Annotated in this window: 4 protein-coding genes and 2 pseudogenes; all 6 read right to left on the bottom strand. The window is 57.6% G+C overall.

What is annotated here, in order from left to right; all coding sequences use genetic code 11:
• Nucleotides 1–253: 253 nt before the first annotated feature.
• Nucleotides 254–472 (bottom strand): annotated as a pseudogene (locus ACW7GZ_RS14745) (transposase); the annotation flags it as partial.
• 141 nt (nucleotides 473–613) lie between these two features.
• On the bottom strand, nucleotides 614–1,345 hold the full coding sequence (locus ACW7GZ_RS14750; RefSeq protein ID WP_457010009.1) for a hypothetical protein: 732 nt from the start codon (nucleotides 1,343–1,345) through the stop codon (nucleotides 614–616).
• Nucleotides 1,346–1,736: 391 nt separating this feature from the next.
• Nucleotides 1,737–2,204, bottom strand: a complete 468-nt coding sequence (locus ACW7GZ_RS14755; RefSeq protein WP_457010011.1) for a hypothetical protein — start codon at nucleotides 2,202–2,204, stop codon at nucleotides 1,737–1,739.
• A gap of 288 nt (nucleotides 2,205–2,492) precedes the next feature.
• Nucleotides 2,493–2,844, bottom strand: a pseudogene (locus ACW7GZ_RS14760) (IS3 family transposase); the annotation flags it as partial.
• A 572-nt stretch (nucleotides 2,845–3,416) separates the two neighbouring features.
• Entirely contained in the window at nucleotides 3,417–3,851 is a 435-nt protein-coding gene (locus tag ACW7GZ_RS14765) for a contractile injection system protein, VgrG/Pvc8 family (RefSeq protein ID WP_457010013.1), read from the bottom strand.
• A gap of 121 nt (nucleotides 3,852–3,972) precedes the next feature.
• Nucleotides 3,973–4,692 carry a hypothetical protein gene (locus tag ACW7GZ_RS14770; protein WP_457010015.1) on the bottom strand — a complete coding sequence of 240 codons (720 nt, stop codon included), beginning with the start codon at nucleotides 4,690–4,692 and terminating at the stop codon, nucleotides 3,973–3,975.
• Nucleotides 4,693–4,872 lie beyond the last annotated feature (180 nt).

Raw genomic sequence — 4,872 nt, forward strand, 5'->3', positions numbered from 1 at the left:
GAGCGGATGACGGCCACGCTGGTGTGTGATGCGCTTCGGATGGCGCTGCTCCGGCGCAAGCGGCCTCGTGGCGTGATCATGCATACCGACCGGATCTGGATATCCGCTCCCCGAAAACAAATGCACGAAAATCGGGTCTGTCAAACGAACTGTGTGACCTCTTCTCTCACAGCGCTGCCAGCGGCATGCGCTCTTCGCCAAGCATGATCTGGAAGCTCTGCAGCGCCGGCTTCCAGTGGTGGATCGATTCATGGTCGCGCGGTGTCTCGGTGGCCAGATGGCCCACCCTGCTCTGTACTGTCTTGCGGCTCTTGCCGTTGCGTGCATTGCGGTTCGACCGGCCGTGGCTCATGGCCCAGATGCGCCTGCATCTCGCCTCCAGCGAGCGGTTGATCATGTGCTGCAGCATCTGCGAGAACAGTCGTTCCACGTCCTGCGACGTCTTGCAGCCCGCCGTCAGCTGCTCCAGCATCGTCTTGTCCAGGGTCACTGTCTCTGCTCCTTGCGGCCTCTCGCCGCATCCTCCCAAAGGGCAGTTACATGGTTCAAACTACAGACTCCGCTGCCAGGCTCTCAACTTCAGGGGTGCCTATTTGATGGGAAGCTTACGCCGTCAGCGCACAACCTCTTGGACGATTTCATGATGTGAGGATTCATTGAGGCGCCAAAATACAAGGGAATCCTCATTCCTTATGCTGCCTGCAAACTCGAATCCCCTCATCGATAGTTTAACGGCCATATCTGATGACAGCACATACGTGGCAACGTTCGTCGTAGTTTCATTATCTTCTCCTTCCTGACACCTGAGGATTCGACGCCCCATGAAGTCGAGCCCTTTCGGCTGTGCGCATTCTACTTTGGCGGCGGCGTCATTCAGCCATGGCAAAGATGATGAGTAGGCGCGTGTCCACTGGTCGCTGACGGCGTCATCGATCGCATCGCCAGTGGCTATTGACCTGCCCCTGCAATAGTTGCCGACGGCGATAATTTCGATATCCTCGCTAGAACGGATCAGTGTGCAGTCGATAAAGATATTGCTGGAATGAGTATCGATGATCGGCGTGAGGGTCTTGTACTGAGTGCGAGACGAAGATGTTTCATGAACGATCAAGAGGTTTCCCTTTGCATCTTTGTCTATATAAGAGAAATTCGAGCCGTGGCTACCGATAAGCCCCTGTTCGGTCGCTAGTAAACTAACAACTTCAGAAGTGCTTGATGTCGATGCGCCTGCCACGAGATATGCCCCATCCTGCTGTGCGGGTGGTGGCCCCGAAGCCTCTAGATCCTGACAAGCCGGAAGCGATAGCAGCAGCGTTTTGACTATGAACATAGCGTGCTTGCGCATTGATGCCTCTAGTATTTCCTCGAACATATGCGCATAGGCCTGTATGGTTGGAGGACTGGTTGACGTAACGACTTATTCGGGCGCCCGTGAATATGCCATACATCATGTAGCCAGCGGCGTGCTCAGGCTCCAGTGCTAGGCCCGGTTGATTGATCAGATCAATACCGAGTGGGTGTCAAAGAAAGGCTGGTCGGTCCAGGCTTGAAATTCAGCGAGCCGCTCGTTCCTCCCCAACGACGTATTCCTTTGCTGTCGTCCCGAAGCGTCAGTCGCCTGAGCTTGGCACCGACCAACTACGTGGCGATCGCTCACGCGGTTCGCCTAAATTTGGAACAGGACGGCCAACACTCCACCCTCGTCTTTGCCGCCGCCGATTCGGATTGATGGGAACTCACTGCGCTGCAGGCAGCGCCATCTCTTTGTTGCTGCAGTATTCCGAAAGTTCCGGATCGTTATTGGGTGGCCCGTATTCTCTAATGTCGGAATCCCACGAGAGTTCATAGCGCCGGGATACAAGAGATTGCGTGCGGTCGTCATAGCAATCCCGGGTGATTTCCACCCGCGCCCATTGGCCTTCCTTTCGGCCGGCTTCGTCTGCTTGAGCGCTGGTCACGAACGCATCGAGTACGTTGACGTAGCCATTTTGCGGGCAGGCCAGATAGCCTAGGTGGTGGACGATGTCGTGGTCGCCATAGACGCCAGTGAAATCCTTGATCAGGAAGTCGGCCAAGTTGTCGCCGTTGAAGTTCGGCCGGCTGGAAACGAATGTCTTACCGAATGCTTCTGTATATAGGCAGTCACCCTTTCCGTCCAGCCGGCAGACACTGACCTTCCTGTTAGCATGTTCCGTGATGTCCATTCGCGCCTCGTCCGTGACATTCGTACATGGATTCACAGATGAGGTAGTAAAGCTATCGTGTTGACCTTTCTCTGTGTTCGTCGGCCTGCCATCTGTATTGCAGGCAACTAGCAATAAGGTGCTAGATAGAAAGAGTGTGGCTCGAACGTTGTTCATATGCCTGCTATATCCAAGGTAAAGGAGCCTCGCCTGTCAGAAAGGGCACCGAGGTCGTTTCCCAGGATGTAGTGGCGACCGTCCCGGCCTGCATAGGCGGGCCTGATCTTGCCCCCGTTCTCGGACACCCGTCTAAGCATCGTGGGTCCGCTCAAACTGCTCCGGGCTGACGTAGCCCAGCGTCGAGTGGAGCCGGTCTCGATTGTAGTCAACCTCGATGTAGTCGAACACCTGCGCCTTGGCTAGTTCGCGAGTACTGAAGCGCTCGCAATGCGCGGCCTCGATCTTCACGCTGGAATTCCAGCTTTCCATCACAGCGTTGTCATGGGAGTTGCCCTGGGCGCTCATGTTGGCCATCAAGCGTCCGCGTCGACAGCGTGCGGTGCTTGCGCGAACAGTACTGGCTGCCACGATCGGAGTGTACGATCACGCCACGAGGCCGTTAGCGCCGGAGCCGGGCCATGCGCAGCGCGTCGCAGCCCAGGGAGACGTCGGAGAGCCCCGACGAAGCCCTGGCAGACGAGATGGCGAAATTTCATCCAGAGTTTCGCTTCCAAGTTGAAACCTAGCAGCCTGCTTCTAGAGTTTTGGCTGGCGTTGATTGGGAGCCCATAGACAGAATGTATCGCCATAATCACATTCAACGGACAGAAGCATATCGCCTTTTTTGAAGTAGCGACGCGATTCCGACTGCGCGGGTGTGTACCACCATCCCGATTGGGAACAGTGCTGGCCAGCCTGGATGCGCTCCGTTCTGATCGTATTAACCTCGCCCAAAAGGTCGGACAACCCGTCTTCGCTGTCCTTGTCTGTAGTGCGCTCAACCAAAATCCAGCTGCATTCCGCTTCAGAGACGTTCTGCATCGTTTCGGGGTCATAGCCGATCTGAGAGGCCGCTGGCATTGGGCTGCGCGCTGCGCTGTCACGCGAATTGGATCCGCACCTGATGCTCGCGGGTGGGGGTGACTGCGGCATCGGGCAGGCCGACGACGCGGGCCGTCTGCGGGCCGTGGCTGCGGTCTGCCAACTGCTGATCGCAGGTGCCGTAGGCGTGGCCTACAGGCAGTCGCGGAAGACGCTGATCGCGTCGTCGGACTCGGTCGCGTCGAGGCGGTGGAAACAGACCGGGCCAAGGTCCGGCACCGGGGCATCGCGATCGCGGATGACCCAGGTGTGACCCCCGTACGCGGCTTCGTCGGCCTCGAAATGCCAGGCCAGACCGGCCTCGGTCAGCAGGCGCTCGAGGAAGTCGAAATCGTCTTGGCGGTACTGGGTGGTGATCGGCCGCACCGGCAGCGGCTGGGTGACGTCCCAGCGGAAGGCGGACAGCGGATGGTCATCAAGCACGCGGGTGACGATGCCTTGGACATCGAGGTCCTGGAACACCAGCGCATTGCGGCGCAGGCGGAGCAGGGCGGTGAAAGGTTCGATCACCAGCGTGTAGCAGGCCAGCCCGCCGTCGCTGCCGGTCAGGCCGACCTCGGTGCACATGGGCGGCCTGGGCGAGCGGGGCGCCGTGCCGGCCGGACACCGCGTCAAACGTCTGCCCAGCGGCCAGGTGCGCATCGTCCGGATCAGGGTACCCAATGCGCGCTTCAGTGCGATGCGCTGGTTATTCCGGGGATGCTTCGATGTACGTCTGCTTCTTGTGCTGGATATTCCGCACGTGTTCCGTGAACGCGTCCAAGGATTCAAAATAGCTTCCAAAGTCACCCCAAAGCCAGTTGCCTATCTCCATATCCTTATCTGGCGAGATGACAACAAACTCATCGCAGCCGGCCTTCTGGCTCTCTTCGTCGGCATTGACGAAACGAAACCTGCACCCCTGTCTTGCCGCGACCATGTGTTCGTCTCGAAGATATTCCGGGAGGTGTTCGAAATTTCCCTTGGTGGCTTCGCCGATGTCGTACCGGGTCATGTTCGCGCCTTCATCGATGACTCCTTGCCACCAGACGCCTTTCTCGCGGTAGACATCGGTGAGTACCTTCATGATTTTGCGTGACCCATCGGGAGCTATCGAGACAAAGTAGGTTGCGCGATAGTCTTTTCCGCTGATACCCATCACGTCTTGCCGCTCGGCTCTTATCCTGATCAACCCGCTGTCAGGGACATCGACGGCGCGTCCAAGGGGATCTGGCTTCATTTCAATGCCGCCAGGCTGGCCGAAGAAAGTTACGATCGGGCCAAAGTAGTCGTCCGGGATCAGGTACACGAAGGGGGGTGGCGTGGCATCATCCTGATATATTCTATACGCAGCCCAAGCGGCCGCTAGCAATAAGGCGGAGACGGTAAAAAATCGAATAACTCTGAGGTGGTTCCTGTTGTCGTTCAACGTTTCTGCCATTTGTGAGGACCGACGTCATATTGGTCGGGCGACCTCGCCGTTGTACAGCTGGCCGGTGATGCGCGGCTGGTCGAGTGATCCTGCCCCTGCTTCACGGACACCCGGATAAGCGATTAAATATCGCAATCCGAGGTGAGACAGATGACCAGGAAGAAGTCAGAGACGAAG

The sequence above is a fragment of the Luteimonas sp. A537 genome, assembly GCF_054052065.1.